The sequence below is a fragment of the Flavobacterium micromati genome (assembly GCF_900129585.1).
GTDB lineage: Bacteria > Bacteroidota > Bacteroidia > Flavobacteriales > Flavobacteriaceae > Flavobacterium > Flavobacterium micromati.
In genome coordinates this window covers 1-20,226 of record NZ_FQWF01000002.1, presented here as the reverse complement: position 1 = coordinate 20,226, position 20,226 = coordinate 1, and the positions used below count along the sequence as shown (strand labels likewise).

Below are 20,226 nucleotides of genomic sequence, written 5' to 3'. Positions count from 1 at the left end.
TTTTTTTGACATTAAATAAACAGTGATAGCTTAATGCAAGCCTACTATTTTGCAACGACCCATTTATCATCAATTTTTTTTGCTGCATTCTATTCAAATTCTTTCTATCTGCTGTTGATTGTGCTGCTGTTTGTAATAGTCTAGAGAAGACTGCGCAATTTAGGATAACTGATTTTTGAGACAATTTTATAAATTCATTCCTGTAATTGTGGCGGTTCCTTAGGATTGGCGGCCTACTATTAAGAGTAATTTGTTGCCTTCTTTGTAGAGAAAAGGATAATATTACTTTTGTATCTAGTGTGTGGATCATCTATTGTTGAAATAATAATTTGAAAAGTCAAAAGTAGAATTACAAAAAATCAAAAGAATACGGTTTTCCGTAAAGCAGAGAAAAAAATACTGAATTAAACGTTGCTTTGTCATAAAGTCGCTGTCCAGTAAATAGTTGAAGAATTTATAAATTCAAAATTTATAAATTTTTCAGAAAGTTTGTTACAAAAACAGCTTTGAAAGACGAAGTCTAAATCAGGAGTAGCTTTGCAACTTTATAAGTTCTCTGAATTTGATACAGAAAATTGATAATTCAAAGGTCTTTGCTTACCTTGTTGCTGCGATTATAAATAAAATAGGAATTAGTATTATCACCAGTTTTCTTAAAAGCTAAGTAATTTAGTTGCGTTTGAAAAACTTTTGGCTGCAGCCAAATTTAAAATTTGAAAGTTCTAATATAAATATTCGATTTTTAGATCAATCCTAAATCCTTACTTATCGCTATCAAATGCACATTATTGTTGGCTTTAAAGTACACTTTCAATTTGTTAATGCGTTTTTCTAAGCTGCTACTTCCGTTTGGCGCAATTCCAGAATCTTTGAACGCGATTGAAATTTCTTCTAGCGTAAGTCCTCTAGCTAAAGATTTCAATATTGAAATATCATACGATTCAATTTCAAAAAGTGTTTTGTCTCTTAACGTCAACGATAATTCATGCGAAATTTTTACCTCTTCAGCTTCATAAATACGTTTTACCGCAGTTTGAAGTTCCTGAATACTATCGCGACCCTTGCAGACATAAGCATCGATGCCCAAATTATTAAATAATGATTTAATTCTAAAAGATTTATCTTCAATAGAAAAAACTATCGCTTTTATAGTTGGTTGAATTTTTTTTACTGCTTCAATAAGTTCTTCGCCTGAAGTGAGTTGTTCTTTTCTATAGTCTATTTTAAAAGATAAATCCGTTATAATCAAATCATAAGGAACTCGATCATGCAGCGCTTTTTTTATTTGTAAAAAAGCATCGTCACAGTATTTGGCGTGACGAATTTCTGAGACAGAAATTTGTTTTAGCGCTTGAACAACTGCTATACTGATACTGTCTAAATCTTCGGCTACTAAAACTTTTTGGAACATAGAATCGAGAATTAAATTGGTATACTAAATTGTACTTTAAAACCTTTATTTGATTTAGTGTCAAAGTTAATTATTCCTTTTACAGCCAGAATACGGTTTTCCACATTTTGGAGTCCGTTTTTTGATTTTAATTGTTTTACTGTTGCTCCAACGCCGTTATCTATATAATCTATTTCTATTTTTTTTCCATTTTGATTAAAAGTCAGTACCGCTAAACTACATTGACTGTGTTTTTTCATGTTGACAAGTAATTCTTGGATAATGCGATAAAGTATAATTTTCACATTACTTTCCAACGCCGTCCAATTGATCAAATCCAATCCATTAGTAATTACGTTTACGTCTTGTGTAGTAAAACCGGTCATCATTTCTTTTAAATCGGATAGAAACAATAGGCCAGTTTCAACGGCGTTATTTTCCTGCGAAATATTTCGTGTTCTGGAGTAAATAGTGTCCAGACTGGAAATTAATATTTCTTTATTACGACTTGTCGATAAATCTTGAGCTTCTGCAAAAGCCATGGTTTGATAGACATCATTCGCTAACTCATCGTGAAGTTTTTTAGAAATCCGGATTTCAGTTTCATACGTTGCTTTTGTTTTTTCTCTTTTATTTTTAGCTAAAAGCAGGTAAGTGATAACAATGCCTATCACCAAGATGACTCCTACGATGAGATACATTAGTAGATTCTTCTTTCTTTGAAGCTCTAATTGAAGTATTTTCTGGGCCTTAAGTTTAAGATTTTCCTCCTTCTCTTTCGTGGAATCGTATTTAATTTTAGCAAATTGATTTTTGGCTTTCTGCCTTACTTTAGTTATGCTGTCATTAATGTGAATAAACGCCAAAGAATATTTTTTCAATTCATCTCCTGAATTGTTTCTTATTAAGCTAATTAATCTGTTGATCTACGCAGTATTGGATTTTACATTAGGATTGTTAAGCATCTTTTTTTCACAGGAATGAAGGATAAATAAAAGAAACAATGATAAAAAATAGACTAAGGGACGTAACTTTTTCAGAATCATTTTTTGAAGGTACAATTTTTAATTACAACATAAACGTGATTTGACTTTTATAAAATTAAAAGATATTTTCTTTATTTAGGGGCTTTACATACAAGATATCCCAGTCTTTCGAATGGGTTATAGAATCTAAGTGGAGTTTAAAATTAATCAGTAAGTATCTAAAATAGAGCTGATAAAACCTTTGTTTAAATTCGTTAAATACAGCTTTGACAGCTTCAAGACTTTTATAGCTATATCTGCAAGAGATTTAAAGTTCAGTTCAATCCCGTTATTCCGCTTGGTAAAAAGAATGCACAGCCACAGTTATTCCTAATATATACTATAAACAAAAGTGCGACATGCCTTTATAGTGCTGTAGTCAAAATTAATCAAAAAAAATCCCAGTCTTTCGACTAGGATTTTTAGAATCTGAAACAAGTTCAGATATAATAAGTAAGTAATATAAATTATGTTTATAAAACGTTTATTTTACTTTATTAAGTACTGCTTTGAAAGCTTCTGGGTGGTTCATTGCTAAATCGGCAAGAACTTTACGGTTCAATTCGATATTATGCTTTTTCACTTTACCCATGAATTGAGAATAAGACATTCCTTCTAATCTAGCTCCAGCGTTGATACGTTGAATCCACAAAGCACGGAAATTTCTTTTATTCACTTTTCTATCACGGTAAGCGTAGCACATTGCTTTCTCTACCGCGTTCTTAGCAACTGTCCAAACGTTTTTACGTCTACCAAAGAAACCTTTGGCTTGCTTCATTATTTTTTTTCTTCTTGCTCTTTTAGCAACTGAATTTACCGATCTTGGCATAATTTTATTGTTTTTTTGTAGCAGGCGGCTTGAATTGAATCAAAAGCACTTAATGGCCATACTCCAAGGTTATTTTAAATTGTTTTAACCTAAAGAATCTTTTCCTTTTTTTCTCCCTCTCCTTTGGGGAGGGTTGGGGTGGGGATTATATAATTCTTAATTGTTGTTTGATGCTTTTCATATCTGTTTTGTGAACCAGCGCTGAGTGTGTCAATGCTAATTTACGTTTTTTAGATTTTTTAGTCAAGATGTGACTTTTAAAAGCATGCTTTCTTTTAATCTTCCCAGAACCAGTAACTTTGAAACGTTTCTTGGCGCTAGATTTGGTTTTCATTTTAGGCATTTTTTCCTAGTGTTTTAATTTATTCTTACTTACTTATCGGCCTCCCCCAACCCCTCCGAAGGAGGGGAGGAAAGTATATATTGGTCCCATTTCCCCCTTTGGGGGTTAGGGGGCTTTTATTTCTTCTTCTTAGGAGCAATGAACATAATCATTCTCTTTCCTTCTAGTACTGGCATCGCTTCCACTTTTCCAAATTCCTCAAGATCAGTAGCTAATCTTAATAATAAGATTTGTCCTTGATCTTTATAGATAATTGAACGTCCTTTAAAGAATACAAATGCTTTTAATTTAGCACCTTCTTTTAAGAATTTCTCAGCGTTCTTTCTCTTAAATTCGTAATCATGCTCATCTGTTTGAGGTCCAAAACGGATTTCCTTAACAATAACTTGCGTAGACTTTGCCTTTAAGACTTTGTCACGTTTCTTTTGTTCGTATACAAATTTCTTATAATCCATGATCTTACAAACAGGCGGCTCGGCATTGGGTGAAATTTCCACCAAATCCAATTCAAATTGATCCGCTAGTCGTAAAGCTTCTGAAAGTTTAAAAACTCCAGGCTCTATGTTTTCTCCTACAAGTCTTACCTCTTGTATCCCACGAATAAGACCATTTATTCTATGGGCATCTTTTTTTTCTACGCGAGGTTGGTAACCTCTGTTGCTTCTTATTGCTATGACTTTATAATTTAAGTTAAACGGTAAATACTTTTAATGTCTTGTTGATTTCTTCGTTTACAATAGCAACAAATTGATCGATTGTAATTGTTATATTCCCTTTTCCTTCTTGACCGTGACGTCTTATAGAAATTGTTCCATTTTTCTCTTCTTCTTCACCTACAATTAGCATAAAAGGAATTTTTTGCATTTCTGCATCCCTGATTTTTTTGCCTATAGTCTCGTTTCTGTTATCAACGAGGGCGCGAATTTCGTGATTTTCTAGCAAATCTAAAACTTTTTTCGCATATATTTCATATTTTTCGCTTAAGGACAATATTATAGCCTGCTCAGGCATTAACCACAGTGGGAAATTTCCCGCCGTGTGCTCTAGCAAAATAGCAATAAAGCGTTCCATAGAGCCAAAAGGAGCTCTGTGAATCATTACTGGTCTGTGCAATTCATTATCAGATCCTTTGTAAGTCAAATCAAAACGTTCTGGTAAGTTGTAATCTACTTGAATAGTTCCAAGTTGCCATTGTCTTCCTAACGCATCTTTGACCATGAAATCTAGTTTCGGACCATAAAAAGCAGCTTCGCCGTACTCAATAACGGTATTTAATCCTTTATCTGCCGCAGCACTGATGATTGCATTCTCTGCTTTTTCCCAATTTTCGTCAGTTCCAATATACTTTTCTCTATTCTCTTTATCTCTTAACGAAATTTGAGCAGTGAAATTTTCGAAACCTAACGAGCCAAATACATAAAGCACTAAGTCAATAACTTTCTTGAATTCCTCATCCAATTGATCTGGAGTACAAAAAATATGCGCATCATCCTGCGTAAAACCGCGCACTCTAGTCAATCCGTGTAGTTCACCACTTTGTTCGTATCTATAAACAGTACCAAATTCAGCATAACGCTTTGGTAAATCTTTGTAAGACCACGGACGTACATTATAAATTTCGCAGTGATGCGGACAATTCATTGGTTTTAACAAAAATTCTTCTCCGTCATGCGGAGTGGTAATCGGTTGGAAACTATCTGCACCGTATTTTGCGTAGTGACCAGAAGTTACATATAATTCTTTTTGACCAATATGTGGCGTGATAACTTGCTCATAGCCTCCTTTTTTCTGTGCTTTTTTCAAAAATTGTTCTAAACGATCTCTTAATGCTGCACCTTTTGGCAACCATAAAGGTAATCCCGCACCAACTTTTGTTGAAAAAGCAAATAATTCAAGTTCTTTCCCAAGTTTTCTATGATCTCTTCGTTTGGCTTCTTCAAGAAGCGCTAAGTATTCTGTAAGGTCTTTTTGTTTTGGAAACGAAGTTCCGTAAACGCGTGTTAACTGCTTATTTTTTTCATCACCTCGCCAGTACGCACCTGCAACACTCATGATTTTCATCGCTTTGATGATTCCAGTGTTTGGAATATGACCGCCACGACACAAATCAGTAAACGTATCGTGATCACAAAAAGTGATCGTTCCGTCCTCAAGATTGGTAATCAATTCAGTTTTATAAACGTTGTCTTTGTAAAGTTCTAAAGCATCAGCTTTTGAAACAGGTCGCAATTTAAATTCATGTTTCCCTCTAGAAATTTCTAAAACACGATCTTCAATTTTTTTGAAATCGGCATCTGTAATTTTATGATCTTCAAAATCTACATCATAATAAAATCCGTTTGCAATTGCAGGACCAAGCGTTAATTTTATTCCAGGATACATATCCTCAAGAACCTGCGCCATTACATGCGAAGTAGAATGCCAAAAAGCTTTTTTACCACCATCGTCATTCCATGTAAATAATATAAGATTTCCGTCCGTCGTCAATGGAGTTGTGGTCTCAACAGTTGTACCATCAAAAGTAGCCGAAATCACATTTCTAGCAAATCCTTCACTAATGCTTTTGGCAACATCCATAGGAGTTACATTTGCATCAAACTCTTTAACTGACCCGTCGGGTAAAGTAATCTTAATCATTTTTTAAATTTTATGAGTGCAAAGATAGATTATTAGAAAAACACAAGCAATTTTAAGGTAAGGTTTGTTTGTCTAAAGTTTCGGTGCATCAATAAAAATTTCTCACTACTGCATAATCGTAGAAAAAGTTTCAACAATAACGATTTAAGTAGGTAAATGGTGTAGTGCGGTATTGTTTCATAAATCTATTTTCTTCAATTCTTTGTAATTAGCATATAATCGGCGGAGTAAAGTGCCATATACTACTTTGTAAAAAAGCCAGAACAAACCAATAAACAGAATACTAGTTAGTAATAAGAAGCCTATCGTAATTAACATTGCAATATTGTTTGCCGCAATTTTATCTTTCACAAGCTCCATTTCAGGATTGTACACAAACGCAATTGTAAATGCAATTATGCAGGACAAAAGGACCATTCCTAAATTATACCAGACATAATACTGAACTGTTCTTCGAGTTTTTAAAATATCCTGCATCAACTTTTTAGTAGAAGTTGTAGCTGAAATTACAACGTAGTTTTTATAAAATAGATAAATAAAAACTATTATAATGGCATAGTTTACATAATTAAAAATATCAAAGTAGAGAATTAATTCAATATGATTTATTTCTTTTAAATAGTTATCAATATTAGAAAAAAGACTTAGAAAAGTCCAAAGTAAAACTTCTAAGATGCTAAAAATCAAAATCCACTTCACAATTGAAGATGATTTTCTATGAATCATTTTGTAAATATCATTTTCTGATACTTGCGCAAAAGAATTATCACTCTTTTGCCAATCTTTTTTAAGTAAATCCAGCTCTTTCATATTCCTAATGGATTTAATATTTTCTTTAATTTCCCTTTTATCCTATTCATTTTTACTCTTGCGTTAACCTCGCTAATCCCCAATGTTTCTGATATTTCGTGATAATCCTTGTCTTCTAAGTACATAAATATCAACGCTTTTTCAATATCATTTAATTGGTAAACCGCTTTGTACATTAATTTCAGTTTTTCTTCCTCTTCGTAATCATATTCCACATCATTAAGGAAATGTTGTCGCCCTTCAAATTCTACCGTATTGATCGAACGCTTCGTTTTGCGATATAGAGTAATCGCCGTGTTCAGTGCGACTCGATACGCCCAGGTAGAAAATTTACTATCGCCTCTAAATTTTGGAAACGCTTTCCACAACTGAATAGTAATTTCTTGAAACAAGTCCTTGTGAGCATCATCATCATTAGTATACAACCGACAAATCTTGTGGATTATATTCTGATTTTCCCGCAGCTGCTTTACAAAAGAATGTTCTAAACTATCACTCATACATACGTTAGTACTGGCATTGTTAATTTTGTTACAAAGTAGCGCTTTTTTTTTAGGAGCTCAAGTTATTCATCCATGACACGAGCTGTCCCGTTATTCGCTGTATCCTCGCTAAAAAGCGAGGGATGCCGCTGCTACCGGGGCTATTTTTCACGAGTAATTTTCAGAAGACTTTTTCCAAAAGGTAAAAATTGAGAAGTACTTAGTACTTAGTCTACAATCTGAAATGCTTTGCCAGTTCGCCGTCACTCGGGTCAGAAATCGTTAATCTTCAATCAAAAATCATTTTAAAAGTCCTTAGGTTTTAGTGCTTAGTCTTTAGTCCAAAATCTGCAATGCTTCGCCAGTTGGCTATCGCTCAGATCAGAAATCAAAAATCGTTAATCTTCAATCAAAAATCATTTCAATAGTCCTTAGTCTACAATCTGCAATGCTGCGCCAGTTCACTATCGCTAAGATCAGAAATCAGAAATCATTAATCTTCAATCAAAAATCATTTTAAAAGTTCTTAGTACTTAGTCTACAATCTGAAATGCTTTGCCAGTTCGCTATCGCTCAGATCAGAAATCAAAAATCGTTAATCTTCAATCAAAAATCATTTTAAAAGTAATTAGTACTTAGTCTACAATCTGAAATGCTTTGCCAGTTCGCCGTCACTCGGGTCAGAAATCGTTAATCTTCAATCAAAAATCATTTTAAAAGTCCTTAGGTTTTTAGTGCTTAGTCTTTAGTCCAAAATCTGCAATGCCGCGCCAGTTCACTGTAGCTCAGATCAGAAATCAAAAATCGTTAATCTTCAATCAAAAATCATTTCAATAGTCCTTAGTCCAAAATCTGCAATGCTTCGCCAGTTCGCTATCGCTCAGATCAGAAATCAGAAATCGTTAATCTTCAATCAAAAATCATTTTAAAAGTCCTTAGGTTTTAGTGCTTAGTCTTTAGTCCAAAATCTGCAATGCCGCGCCAGTTCACTGTCGCTCAGGTCAGAAATCAAAAATCGTTAATCTTCAATCAAAAATCATTTCAATAGTCCTTAGTCCAAAATCTGCAATGCTGCGCCAATTCGCTATCGCTCAGATCAGAAATCGTTAATCTTCAATCAAAAATCATTTCAAAAGTTCTTAGTACTTAGTCTACAATCTGAAATGCTTTGCCAGTTCGCCGTCACTCGGGTCAGAAATCGTTAATCTTCAATCAAAAATCATTTTAAAAGTCCTTAGGTTTTTAGTGCTTAGTCTTTAGTCCAAAATCTGCAATGCTTCGCCAGTTCGCTATCGCTCAGATCAGAAATCAAAAATCGTTAATCTTCAATCAAAAATCATTTCAATAGTCCTTAGTCCAAAATCTGCAATGCTTCGCCAGTTCGCTATCGCTCAGATCAGAAATCAAAAATCGTTAATCTACAATCAAAAATCATTTTAAGAGTTGTTAGATTTTTAGTCCTTAGTCTTTAGTCCTTAGTCCAAAATCTGAAATGCTTCGCCACTTCACTGTAGCTCAGATCAGAAATCAGAAATCAAAAATCGTTAATCTTCAATCAAAAATCATTTCAAAAGTCCTTAGTCCAAAATATGCAAGAATTATAGTCGAGTATCGGCTCCCTTCTCCTTCGAAGAGGCTCTGGGAGAGAGGATTTTATAACTCCCTTCCTTTATAATAATTCACCATTAAATCTACGTATTTGCTGTAACTTTCTAAACCATCTTTTTGTTGGTTCATTTTAAGGAATTGGTCATAAAAAGCATGGAAGCCTTTATCAATAATTGTGTCGTATTGTTTCCAAAAATCTTGACTTTCTTTGTAGTTTTTTAAGATTCCAGGATTGATCGTTTTTAATAATTCATTGTAAATTTTTTCGTCTCTAGCATACCAATTACCTAAGCAATAACGCAAAGCGGTGCTGTAACCAGAATACTGAATGTATTGATCCTCATTACTTACAGAAGCTAGAAATCCTATAAAATTACATTCACTTTCACTAGCAAAACCTATTTGATGTGCCATTTCATGATTAGTCGTCATAGGGAAACTGTACATAGGTCCCAAATAATTTACTTGGGCTTCAATTGTAAACGGATTCAAATAACCCCCAAAACCCATATAAGTCAACGGTAAACTAAAAAATGATTTCTTGATACTTGGATTATTATATTCAAAAAACGGATGTTGGTTTGAAAGTGTCTTATATCCATTCAAGTTCATTGTGAAAACTTGTTCTTGTGAGTAAGGAACAATTACTTTCAGACTGTCATTTTTTGTTATTAAATTTTGAAGAGCATTAGTTTTTGCAATTATTTTTTTGGTAAAAGTCAAAAGATCAGCATCAGAATAATCGCGTTCGATATTCATTTTTTCAAATAACGGTTGGCGGTAATAATTAAAACCCCAAAGTAGATGAAAACAAAAATAGAAAACTGAAATGAAACTTAAAACTGCCAAAACATTATCTTTCCAATCTAATTTCCACGTTTTTCTTTTTGTAAAAAGCCATTTAATGCCAAGAATAATCAAAACAAAATAAAACATGTCACCAACTGAAAAAGGAATTTTTCCTAATACAATTCTGGAAAAATTAGAAATAATAGGGTAAAGGCCGTTGCTGTAATAAAGTTCTACCTGCAAAGGAAAGTAAGGGAGAATTTGTAAAGCAATTATTTGAAAAACTAAGAATAAAGGGAGAATGTATTTGCGCTGCATTATTTCTAATTTGGTTATAAAATTAGTATAAATAGACAACTAGCATTTCTTTTTATGTAAATTTATAATATAAAATAATTTTTATGGAATTTATCACAGACAGAATTACTGTTGATTCTGAAATTTGCAACGGAAAACCTATTATCCGTAACAAACTGATCACTGTGCAGACTATTTTAGAATTTTTGAGTGTTGGCGAATCGCAGGAGGAAATATTACATCAATATCCGTCATTAGAAAAAGAAGATATTTATGCTTGCCTAAAATTTGCGTGTGACTTAATGAAAAGAAATTTTACAATCAAAACTTTCGCGTAATGCCAAGTTTCCTGATTGACGTAAATCTTCCCTATTATTTTTCTATCTGGAACACTGATGAATTCATACATCAAAAAGACATCAATGACGAATGGTCAGATGAAAAAATATGGAATTATGCAAAAGAAAATAATCTCACAATAATATCAAAAGATTCTGATTTTTCTAATAAAATAATCATGAGTTCGCCTCCTCCAAAAGTGCTTCATATTCGATTTGGGAACATGAAATGAGCATTACCTAGATTTGGTTGCAAATACCGATAAAGATATGCGAATTCCATATTCCAATAAAAAACAAATAGTATCTACAAATGAAAATGAATCAATATTACAATGCAATTTCTAAACTCTGGGACGATGTTGTCGAAATGAATGAGGGACATAAATTAGTAAATGTGTTCCAAGATAGAATCGAAGGAATTCAATAAATAATCAAAGCTAAATACAAATTTTATTTCTAAATATTATTCGTAGATCTGTTCTCTTTTCTTATAATATTTTCTATTTCCAGTTCTCGCGTGAAGGGGAGAAGCAAACTACCGAAGTAGTGTGTATCACCTGACAGCACTATAGAAAGGGGCTTTGTATTTACAAAAATAGGAAGCCCCTTTTTATTGTGGTGGCACGCCCAAATGATTTCGCGAATTTTAAATGATAATTAACTTTGTAAAGGGAAAAACGATTTTAAACTTTGTAACTTTGGAAACTTAAATTGTTCAACATCAAACAAACATAAATGAGTCAAGAAATAAGAAATTTAGAGCCAAAAGCGCTTTGGAATAAGTTTGCCGATTTGAATGCCGTTCCACGTCCTTCTAAAAAGGAAGACCGAGTAATTGCGTTCATAAAAAACTTTGGCGAAAGCCTGGGATTAGAAACTTTTGAAGATGAAATACGCAATGTAATTATCCGTAAACCCGCTACGGCAGGCATGGAAAATCGCAAAGCAATTGTGCTTCAAGGGCATTTAGATATGGTGCATCAAAAAAATGCGGATACTGTTTTTGATTTTGACACCACTGGAATTGATATGTATGTGGATGGCGACTGGGTTCGTGCTCGAGGAACTACGCTTGGTGCTGATAACGGTCTTGGCGTTGCTGCGATTATGGCAATTTTAGAAAGTACTAACATTCCGCATCCTGCTATAGAAGCTTTGTTTACTATTGATGAAGAAACAGGAATGACTGGAGCTTTGAACTTAAAAGGTGGTGTTCTTCAAGGTCAGATTTTATTGAACATGGACACTGAGGAAGATGACGAAATTGACGTAGGTTGCGCAGGAGGTATTGATGTAACAGCAACTGCTGAGTACGATGAAGAGGAAACCCCAGAAGGTTCTGTGGGATATACAATTACGGTAAAAGGTTTGAATGGCGGTCATTCAGGAATGGATATTCACAAAGGTTTGGGTAATGCTAACAAGATTATGAACCGATTGTTATTTGATGGTTTTGATAATTTTGGACTGCAAATCTCAGAGATTATTGGGGGAAGTTTGCGTAACGCGATTCCGCGCGAAAGCTCGGCCAAAGTCATCATTGCCGAAGTATATGACGAAGCCTTTGTTTTTGACATGCAGCAAATTGTAAACGAAATCAAAACGGAGTTTAAAACAACGGAACCTAATTTAGAAGTGGTTTTTGAGAAAATGGATGTTACTCCAGCCAAAGTAATGCCGTCAATTGCACAATTTTACTTTGTGAGATCGATGTACACTGCTCATAATGGCGTTTACAGAATGAGTGCTGATTTTGATGATCTTGTAGAAACTTCTAATAATATTGCTAAAGTAATTTTGGGTCAAGGACAACTTTCGGTTCAATGTCTAACGCGTTCTTCGGTTGAGACTTCTAAGTTTGATTTGGCTAACGCCTTGCGTTCTGCTTTTGAATTAATGGGTTGCGAAGTAGAATTTTCAGGATCGTATCCCGGCTGGACGCCTAATTCAGAGTCGGAGATATTAGATGTTTTAGTTCCAATTTATGAAAAACAAAACGGCGAGAAACCAAAAGTGGTGGCTTGTCACGCTGGATTGGAATGTGGGATTCTAGGAACTAATTATCCTGATATGGATATGATTTCTTTTGGACCAACAATACACGGAGCCCACTCTCCAGATGAAAGAGCGAGCATTTCATCTTCTCAAAAATTTTGGAAATTTGTTCTGGAAATTTTGGCGAATATTCCAGTGAAATAAATCATTTAATTATAAAAAAAGGCAAAATTAATTTTCGTAAGAATTTTAATTTTGCCTTTTTTTATTTCTAATTTCTAAAAAAATCTCGCAGTAGTTTTTTGCTTCCCACCACCCACAATATATCATGTTTTTCTAAGATCATATTGGATTCGGGATTTAACATACGTTTTCCTCTTCGTTCAATTCCCACAATCAAACCATTTGTTTTTTCACGCAATTGTGAATCTTTAATAGTTGCACCAATAAATTCTTCCTCTTTTAGTTCTAATTGTTTTAAAATGATATCAGTCTCAATTACCTCAGGATTTTGAATTTCATTTTTATGCAAGTAAGAGTCAAATTCTTTCACTTGGTTATCCGTTCCAATGATACAAATCTCATCTCCTGGGAACAAACGCTCGTTTTTATTTGGAATATTAATGGTGAATTCCCCTCTTTTGATAAATGCAATATTGACACCTAATTCTTCTCTAATACGCAACTCACTTAATGTTTTACCGACTACATTTGAAGCTGCAGCAATCTCAAAAGTTGACATGTGACCTTCCCAAGGCGTTAAATCACTTCTGCTTCTAACTCCTTTTTTAACCTCTCGCGCATTAAGATTTTTTAAAAAGTGATCTTCAATTTTGTGATATTGCGCATTTAATCTTTTTGGAAAAACTAAATATACTATTACAGCCACAATTAAGGCTATAATGGCAATTATTGGAGAGAAAAATATATTAAGTAAAAATCCGATATAAAACAATGTAAGTACAATTCGCATCAAAATCATCATCAAAATAGGACCGCGGTATTTGCGCTCTTCTCTCAAAATCGCGACTTCGTTTACAGCAACTCGCCGCAGTGATAGTGCCCAGAGAAATGGAGATAATATTACAAGTGTTATAAGAGCCGCGATTAAGTTTCCAAATTTAGATCCTTGCACTAATGGCGAAATAAATTGCGAGGAAAGTAAAATTACGGCAACAATTATAACGGAGTGGATAATTACTTGCGTTAGAAAAGCTTGAAAAACTATTTGCCAATTAGATACTAGTTTGATCGACTGCGCATTAGCACTGTACCGTTCAATTCTTTTTGTCCATTTACGTGGTAGTTTTTTCTCCAAATATTCTGAAAAAGGCGTTGCAAATTTAACCATAAATGGCGTTGTAAACGTAGTAACCGCCGAAACTGCTACAACAATAGGATATAAATAATCACTCGTTACATTGAGTGTCATTCCTAAAGTAGCAATGATAAAAGAAAATTCTCCAATTTGCGATAAGCTCATACCAGTTTGGACAGATTGCTTTAATGGCTGGCCAGATAGCAAGGCGCCAATAGTAGAGCTAATGGACTGTCCAAAAATTACGACTAGCGTTAATATACCAACGGGTAAAGCGTATTCATAAAGCGTATCAGGATTGATAAGCATTCCAACAGAAACAAAAAAGACGGCGCCAAATAAATCTTTTACTGGTTTTACTAAATGTTCAATATGCTCGGCTTGCGTGGTTTCGGCAATGATAGAACCCATTATAAAAGCACCTAATGCAGGAGAAAAGCCAACATTAGCAGCTAGAATAACCATCATTAAGCATAAAGCTAATGAAACAATTAGTAACATTTCATCGGTTAAAAGACTTTTTGCTTTCTTGAGTAACGTTGGAATAAAAAAGATACCGCCAACAAACCAAATAGTTAAGAAAAAAATTAATTTTAAAACAGAAAACAATAATTCTGTTCCAGAAAACTGCTGACTCACAGCAATTGTAGAAAGTAAAACCATCATCAAGATCGCGACTACATCTTGTACAATAAGGGATCCAAGAACTATTCCAGCAAATTTTTGAGTTTTTACTCCCAGTTCTTCAAAGGTTTTCAATATAATTGTAGTTGAAGATATAGATAGAATAACCCCCAGAAAAATACTGTCCATAGATTTCCAGCCCATCCACATACCAGCTTGATAGCCTAAAGCAACCATTGTTATAATTTGGGTAATAGCAGTAATAGAGGCGGTTCCACCTACTTTCATTAGCTTTTTAAAGCTAAATTCAAGTCCCAAACTAAATAATAAAAATATCACCCCAATTTCTGCCCAAACTTCAACACTTTTAATATCTTTAATAGAAGGGAAAAAGTCAAAATGGTTTCCAGCTAAAAATCCAGCAATTAAATAACCAAGCACAAGCGGTTGCTTAATTTTTTTAAATAATAAAACTGCAACCGCAGCGGTCATTAGGATTAATCCTAAATCTCGTATTAGAGGCTGTAAGTGGTGCGATACGTTTACTACTGCTTCAACTGTGTCCATAAAAATTTATATGTGGATAGTGATTTTACGTTTTTTGGTAAGATAAATATTTTTTTTTATAAATTATAATTTTTCTAATGCTGCCTACCTATAATTAAAAGCTAAAAAAAAATCCCATTGAAAAGAATGATTTAATCTCGTCAATGGGAAATGGATTGTTTTATTTAACTTTTTCTATATTCCCAAAAAATTACTTGGTGTAATTTGCATTAATTCGTTTTTAATTTCATCAGAAACAGTGAGTGTTGCGATAAATCCGTGAATTGCTTTTTTGTCAATCGCCTCATTAGTTCTTGTCAATCCTTTCAATGCTTCATAAGGATTAGGGTATGCTTCTCGTCTCAATATGGTTTGAATAGCTTCTGCAACCACAGCCCAGTTTTTCTCTAAATCTTCATGGAACTTAGATTCGTTCAATAGCAATTTATTCAATCCTTTCAATGTCGCTTCAAAAGCGACAATCGTATGACCTATTGGAACTCCAATATTTCTTAAAACGGTACTGTCAGTCAAATCACGTTGCAATCTTGAGATTGGCAATTTAGCCGACAAATGTTCGAAAATTGCATTTGCAATTCCTAAGTTTCCCTCTGAATTTTCAAAATCAATTGGGTTTACTTTATGCGGCATTGCCGACGATCCTATTTCTCCCGCTTTTATTTTTTGTTTGAAATATTCCATTGAAACATACGTCCAAATATCTCTGTCTAGATCTATAATGATACTGTTTATTCTTTTTAAAGCATCAAAAAAGGCAGCAAAATGATCGTAATGTTCAATTTGTGTCGTAGGGAACGAGTGATGTAAACCTAGGTTTTCTTCAACAAATTTGCCTCCAAATTTTCTCCAGTCAATCTGAGGATAGGCCACGTGATGTGCATTGTAATTTCCAGTTGCACCACCAAATTTAGCCGCAAACGGAATGTTGAACAACAAACGCATTTGCTCCTCTAAACGTTCTACAAAAACACCTATTTCTTTACCCAATCGAGTAGGCGAAGCTGGCTGTCCGTGCGTACGCGCTAGCATCGGAATGTCTCTCCATTCCACACTTAAATCTTTTAGTTTAGAAGTTAATGTGATCAATGATGGCATATACACTTTCTCAAAAGCTTCTTTTGTCGAAAGCGGAATCGCCGTATTATTTATGTCTTGAGAGGTCAGTCCAAAATGGATAAACTCTTTATATTGTGATAAACCTAAAGTTTCAAATTTTTCTTTGATAAAATATTCAACTGCTTTTACATCGTGATTGGTTACTTTTTCGGTTTCTTTGATCCAAAGCGCATCTTCAGTGGAGAAATTTTTATAAATGTTACGTAAACTTTCAAATAAATCAGCATTAACTGACGTCAGTTGAGGTAAAGGTATTTCGCACAAAGCAATAAAATATTCAATTTCAACCAGCACGCGGTATTTTATTAAAGCCTCTTCAGAGAAAAATGGAGCCAGCGACATAGTCTTGTTTCTATACCGTCCGTCAATAGGCGAGATAGCATTCAATTCGTTTAAAGTAGTCATTGTTTTGTTGTTTGTTCGAAAGTCGCAAATATAAGCAGAACTTAGAAATTAGCAGTACTATTTGAGACATTTGACTGGAATTAAAAGGTATGTTGACAGCAACTACAGTTTTTAACGATGTGATAGCAGCTTGTTTCTCATGATTTCGACTCCTGTTGAAGCCATTTCAGCAATTACTTCTAATGGATTTTTAAGATTCGGAATCTGAATAGGCTTTGGATCAATGTAAAAAATGGGTGTTTCTCTTGGTGTATAATCTATTAATCCGGCCGCAGGATAAACTTGTAGGGAAGTTCCAATTACCGCAAAATAATCGGCGTTTTGAGTTAGTTGCAATGCTTCTTCCAGAGCCGGAACCTCTTCTCCAAACCATACAATATGAGGTCGCAATTGGTTTTTGTCTTTGTCAAAATCTCCAAAATTCAAATCATCCTGCCAGTCTAAAATATAATTCATATCCACAGAACTTCTCACTTTCAATAATTCTCCATGCAAATGCAACACATTCGTACTTCCAGCGCGCTCGTGCAAGTCATCTACATTTTGAGTGATAACGTAAACCTCAAATTCATTTTCTAACTCAGCTAAAATTTGATGAGCACGATTAGGAAACACTTCTTTGAGTTGCCTGCGCCTTTGATTGTAAAAATCTAAAACTAAAGCAGGATTTTTATGCCAACCCTCAGGCGTCGCCACATCAAGAACGTTGTGACCCTCCCAGAGTCCGTCGCTGTCACGAAAGGTTTTGATACCACTTTCCGCACTAATTCCGGCACCTGTCAAAACTACTAATTTCTTTTTCATATCTTTTTTGTTTGGGCGTGTTCGCAAAAGCGACCGGGCTTTCGGCTTTATCTTTTTCAGGCTGAAAAAAGCCTAAAAAAGGATATCGCCTCTATCCCTCACGCAAATCCCGTAAATAATCAAAATTCCGTTTCTATTCTACAGTATAAAACGAAGAGTAGTTAAAACTGAAGTTATCCTTTTTGTTTGGGCGTGTTCGCAAAAGCGACCGGGCTTTCGGCTTTATCTTTTTTGGGCTAAAACGCCCTAAAAAGGATATCGCCTCAATCCCTCACGCAAATCCCGTAAATAATCAAAATTCCGTTTCTAGTCAAAAGTAACAATTAAGGGTATCAGAAACCAATTCTAAAGTGATAAAGCTACTCTTTTTTACTATTTTTGCAAAAAAAATATTCTATAATGGTTGACATCGAGTACCTTACTTTTCTTGAAAACATTTTAACAGACAACCGAAAAGAAAAATTTCTAAAAGTGCTGGAAAATAGAACGAAGCATTTTACAATTGTTGTGGAAGATATTTTCCAAATGCACAATACAACTCATTAATAAAGAGTTTAAACAGTATGGAATTGAGTTTAAAAAACTGTCACTGGTGTTAAAACTATTTAGTATTTTTGGTTTGCCAAAAATGAGAAAATTATGAATAAATACTTTCTGCTTTTTATAATTTTAAGTTCCTCATTTTGCTTCGCTCAAAAAGTTGATTTTAAATCTAGATTTTCTAGCAATAATGAAAGTTATTTAAACGAAAAAGCTAATTATTTTGAAACTAAAAAGGTTTCTGTAAATAGTTACAGTCAGGAAAGTCGATATTCAATTTATAATCCGAAACCTGGATTTAATGCTACCAAAATAGTTTCAAAACATTTTTATTCTTTTACAAATACAGCAAATCTACTTGGAAACGAAATGAAAAATATAGAGCAAGAGCCAATTTTTCCCGAATTTGAACAAGAAAGTTTAGGAGAGAAAATCATCTCTACTTTTATTACTTCGATTTTAGAGTAGTGAATTTGGACTTTTTGCTATTTTTGCAAAAAAAATATTCTATAATGGTTGACATCGAGTACCTTACTTTTCTTGAAAACATTTTAACAGACAATCGAAAAGAAAAATTTCTAAAAGTGCTGGAAAATAGAACAAAGCATTTTACAATTGTTGTGGAAGATATTTTCCAAATGCACAATACAAGCGCGGTGATGCGCAGTTGCGAAATCTTTGGTATTCAAGAATTAAATGTGATTGAGCAACGCTATGGAAAAAGCATTGATAAGGAGATTGCAATGGGCGCCCAAAAATGGGTTGATATCAACACATTTAATTCCATTACAAATTGTATCGACACCATAAAAGCGCAAGGCTACCAAATCATTGCAACAACGCCGCACTCAACGGATTGCTCGATGGAAGATTTTGATATCACAAAACCAAGTGCTTTGTTTTTTGGCACAGAAAGAGACGGATTGTCTGAAGAAATTTTAGAACGTGCCGATGGTTTTCTCAAAATCCCAATGGTTGGCTTTACAGAAAGCTTAAATATTTCGGTTTCTGCAGCGATCATTATTCAAAATTTGACAAACCGTTTGCGCAGTTCAAACATCAACTGGCATCTATCCGAAGATGAAATTTTAGAAAAACGTTTGGCTTGGGCAAAGAATTCAATCAAAGATATAAAGCGTATTGAAGAGCGGTATTTTTTAGAGAATTAGAATTTAACTTCGCTTACTAATTTTATGTCGCTTATATTATTTGGGTTTAGTTCGTAACAAAATACTCCTGTGTCGCCCACAGCAAATAAAGTATTGTCTCTTACTATCACATCAAAGCAATTATTCCGTATTGAATTTACTAATATTGGCTCAGCTGGATTAGTAATATCGAAGATTTTTATCACATCATCGCAAACCAATAAATATTTAGAAGTAAAAAAACCAATTCCCCGAGGTTGAGTAAGTGTTCTACTGTGAATTAATTTGGGTTTTGTTAAATCTTTAGTATCATAAACTTGTAGGACATTTATATTATTTCCACATGTTGCATTAGAGCTTAAAGTTACGTAAGAGTGCGTAGTATTCGCAATTACTGGATCACAAGCTGTAAAATGTTGCACTGCTGACAATTTAATTGGATTTTCTGGATTTTTTATCGAATAGATAAACATTCCGCTTCTAGCTCCGATGAAAAGATTATCGCCGAAAGAAAATAAGGTTTCAATATCGAAACCTATTTGGACTTCATTGACTTTTACAGGTTTTTCACCATCTATTAAAGAAAAAACATTAAGTTTCATTTGATCCACTCCGTACAGATAATTTCCTTTGATAGCAAATACGGCAAGTGATCCACCTTGACCTACATCGCCGTTTGAAGCGGTATCACCGTCCGAGCAGCCTAGTAAAACTGCTAATACTAAAAAAGATAAAATTTTTCTCATTGCTTATTTAATTAAAGTCCAGTCAATTATTACCTGATTATCTTTAGTGTATTCAGATTGTCCGTTTGGAGCCTGCTTTTGCGGAAAAACGTTCTTATTTCTGTTAGTAACCGTAAACTTCTTTGTAGTGATATTGTAGGTAGCAGTAACTAAATCGACTGCTTGATTAATATAAATAGTGTTGTCTCTAATAGCTAAGTCGGTAGCTCCGGGAACATTTATAAAATTAGTACGGACTGGACTTTTTGGATTAGAATAGTCGTAAACATGAAATCCTTTATTCACATCGTTTACAAACATCAAATTGTCTTTTATGTTTAAGTACATGACAAAAAACTGAACATATTGTTTTCTAATGAATTAAATCCCGTTAAAAGGAATTTGGATAAATAATCTAATCCATATTTGAATA

General features: G+C 33.9%; 19 protein-coding genes and 1 pseudogene. 6 read left to right on the top strand and 14 right to left on the bottom strand.

Annotated elements, in window-relative coordinates; translation table 11 throughout:
• Positions 1-742: 742 nt before the first annotated feature.
• The 9 genes from BUB42_RS02280 to BUB42_RS02240 form a co-directional block, all read right to left on the bottom strand.
• Entirely contained in the window at positions 743-1,411 is a 669-nt protein-coding gene (locus BUB42_RS02280) for a DNA-binding transcriptional response regulator (protein WP_073016808.1), read from the bottom strand.
• Between the two features lie 11 nt (positions 1,412-1,422).
• Positions 1,423-2,271, bottom strand: a complete 849-nt coding sequence (locus BUB42_RS02275; RefSeq protein WP_139257258.1) for a sensor histidine kinase — start codon at positions 2,269-2,271, stop codon at positions 1,423-1,425.
• Positions 2,272-2,899: 628 nt separating this feature from the next.
• Entirely contained in the window at positions 2,900-3,244 is a 345-nt protein-coding gene (gene rplT, locus BUB42_RS02270) for a 50S ribosomal protein L20 (RefSeq protein WP_073016805.1), read from the bottom strand.
• Positions 3,245-3,389: 145 nt separating this feature from the next.
• On the bottom strand, positions 3,390-3,587 hold the full coding sequence (gene rpmI / locus BUB42_RS02265; protein WP_022827375.1) for a 50S ribosomal protein L35: 198 nt from the start codon (positions 3,585-3,587) through the stop codon (positions 3,390-3,392).
• A gap of 116 nt (positions 3,588-3,703) precedes the next feature.
• Positions 3,704-4,261, bottom strand: coding sequence for a translation initiation factor IF-3 (infC, locus tag BUB42_RS02260; protein ID WP_396177539.1), 558 nt, complete (start codon positions 4,259-4,261; stop codon positions 3,704-3,706).
• Between the two features lie 16 nt (positions 4,262-4,277).
• On the bottom strand, positions 4,278-6,224 hold the full coding sequence (gene thrS, locus BUB42_RS02255; RefSeq protein WP_073016801.1) for a threonine--tRNA ligase: 1,947 nt from the start codon (positions 6,222-6,224) through the stop codon (positions 4,278-4,280).
• Positions 6,225-6,401: 177 nt separating this feature from the next.
• The gene (locus BUB42_RS02250; protein WP_073016799.1) at positions 6,402-7,034 is read right to left on the bottom strand and encodes a hypothetical protein; all 633 of its coding nucleotides are present in this window, start codon (positions 7,032-7,034) and stop codon (positions 6,402-6,404) included.
• Positions 7,031-7,534, bottom strand: a complete 504-nt coding sequence (locus BUB42_RS02245; protein ID WP_073016797.1) for an RNA polymerase sigma factor — start codon at positions 7,532-7,534, stop codon at positions 7,031-7,033. Before BUB42_RS02245 ends, BUB42_RS02250 begins: the two co-directional genes overlap by 4 nt.
• Positions 7,535-9,169: 1,635 nt before the next feature.
• A complete protein-coding gene (locus BUB42_RS02240; protein WP_073016795.1) occupies positions 9,170-10,231 on the bottom strand; it encodes a DUF3810 domain-containing protein in 1,062 nt (353 codons plus the stop codon).
• 83 nt (positions 10,232-10,314) lie between these two features.
• Here BUB42_RS02240 and BUB42_RS02235 point away from each other — a divergent pair, with 83 nt between their 5' ends.
• From BUB42_RS02235 to BUB42_RS02225, 3 genes are all read left to right on the top strand, one after another.
• The gene (locus tag BUB42_RS02235; RefSeq protein ID WP_073016794.1) at positions 10,315-10,548 is read left to right on the top strand and encodes a DUF433 domain-containing protein; all 234 of its coding nucleotides are present in this window, start codon (positions 10,315-10,317) and stop codon (positions 10,546-10,548) included.
• Positions 10,548-10,781: a DUF5615 family PIN-like protein gene (locus BUB42_RS02230; RefSeq protein ID WP_073016792.1), complete on the top strand. Its 234-nt coding sequence runs from the start codon at positions 10,548-10,550 to the stop codon at positions 10,779-10,781. The genes BUB42_RS02235 and BUB42_RS02230 overlap by 1 nt, the downstream gene beginning before the upstream one ends.
• Before the next feature lie 505 nt (positions 10,782-11,286).
• Positions 11,287-12,750, top strand: a complete 1,464-nt coding sequence (locus BUB42_RS02225; protein WP_073016790.1) for an aminoacyl-histidine dipeptidase — start codon at positions 11,287-11,289, stop codon at positions 12,748-12,750.
• A 67-nt stretch (positions 12,751-12,817) separates the two neighbouring features.
• Here the strand turns inward: BUB42_RS02225 and BUB42_RS02220 are convergent, their stop codons facing one another.
• The 3 genes from BUB42_RS02220 to BUB42_RS02210 all read right to left on the bottom strand — a co-directional run bounded on the left by BUB42_RS02220 (position 12,818) and on the right by BUB42_RS02210 (position 17,380).
• Positions 12,818-15,055 (bottom strand): cation:proton antiporter, encoded by a 2,238-nt coding sequence (locus BUB42_RS02220; protein WP_073016788.1) that lies wholly within the window; start codon positions 15,053-15,055, stop codon positions 12,818-12,820.
• Between the two features lie 174 nt (positions 15,056-15,229).
• A complete protein-coding gene (purB, locus tag BUB42_RS02215) occupies positions 15,230-16,576 on the bottom strand; it encodes an adenylosuccinate lyase (protein ID WP_073016786.1) in 1,347 nt (448 codons plus the stop codon).
• Positions 16,577-16,687: 111 nt separating this feature from the next.
• Positions 16,688-17,380, bottom strand: a complete 693-nt coding sequence (locus BUB42_RS02210; RefSeq protein WP_073016785.1) for an SIR2 family NAD-dependent protein deacylase — start codon at positions 17,378-17,380, stop codon at positions 16,688-16,690.
• A gap of 399 nt (positions 17,381-17,779) precedes the next feature.
• On the opposite strand from BUB42_RS02210, the pseudogene BUB42_RS16175 reads away from it, so the two are divergent.
• The 3 genes and pseudogenes from BUB42_RS16175 to BUB42_RS02200 form a co-directional block, all read left to right on the top strand.
• Positions 17,780-17,920, top strand: a pseudogene (locus BUB42_RS16175) (TrmH family RNA methyltransferase); the annotation flags it as partial.
• 99 nt (positions 17,921-18,019) lie between these two features.
• A complete protein-coding gene (locus BUB42_RS02205) occupies positions 18,020-18,388 on the top strand; it encodes a hypothetical protein (protein ID WP_073016783.1) in 369 nt (122 codons plus the stop codon).
• 44 nt (positions 18,389-18,432) lie between these two features.
• On the top strand, positions 18,433-19,089 hold the full coding sequence (locus tag BUB42_RS02200) for a TrmH family RNA methyltransferase (protein WP_073016781.1): 657 nt from the start codon (positions 18,433-18,435) through the stop codon (positions 19,087-19,089).
• Here BUB42_RS02200 and BUB42_RS02195 read toward each other — a convergent pair.
• Positions 19,086-19,814: an LVIVD repeat-containing protein gene (locus tag BUB42_RS02195; RefSeq protein ID WP_073016780.1), complete on the bottom strand. Its 729-nt coding sequence runs from the start codon at positions 19,812-19,814 to the stop codon at positions 19,086-19,088. The genes BUB42_RS02200 and BUB42_RS02195 overlap by 4 nt on opposite strands.
• Before the next feature lie 3 nt (positions 19,815-19,817).
• Positions 19,818-20,141, bottom strand: a complete 324-nt coding sequence (locus tag BUB42_RS02190) for a hypothetical protein (protein WP_139257257.1) — start codon at positions 20,139-20,141, stop codon at positions 19,818-19,820.
• Positions 20,142-20,226 lie beyond the last annotated feature (85 nt).